Here is a 535-nt window from a genome sequence, read left to right as displayed (position 1 = left end):
TCCGGCAACAGATGCTCCTTCAGGATGAGGCCCACGATCAGGAGCGGCGACGACAGAAACGCGCCCATCGGTCCCCACAGCCAGGTCCAGAAGGCCAGCGCGATGAAGACGGCGAGTGCGTTCAGCGACAACCTGCGGCCAATGATGGTCGGMGTGATGAAATGTCCCTCCAGGAAGGTGATGCCGCCGAAGGCGAGGGCCGCCATCAGGCCGCCGCCAATGGTCGGGAGGGCAATCAGCCCAATTAGGGCCAGCACCACGAACATGGCGACCGGTCCTATGATCGGGATGAAGTTGAGCGCCGCCGCGAGTGCGCCGAGCCCGGCCGGATTTGGCATGCCGGTGATGGCGCAGATGATGCCGGTCGCGACGCCGACGCCGATATTGATGACGGTGACGGTCAACAGGTAGTTGCCGAGATGAACTTCGATCTCGTTGAGAATCCGCAGCGTGCGCAGCCGCGCGTCTCGGTCGCCGAAATTCATGATCAGCGCCCGCCGCAGGTCGCGCCAGCTTGCGATGAACAGGATCAGGG

The 535-nt window shown here is 63.7% G+C and carries 1 protein-coding gene; it reads right to left on the bottom strand.

Going from position 1 to position 535, the window contains the following annotated elements:
* A partial coding sequence (locus AC1D00_RS44725) for an AI-2E family transporter (protein ID WP_477015162.1) occupies positions 1-535 on the bottom strand: 535 nt, incomplete at both ends.

The sequence above is a fragment of the Bradyrhizobium sp. P2_E8 genome (assembly GCF_056403875.1).
This window is presented reverse-complemented; position numbering and strand designations above follow the sequence as displayed.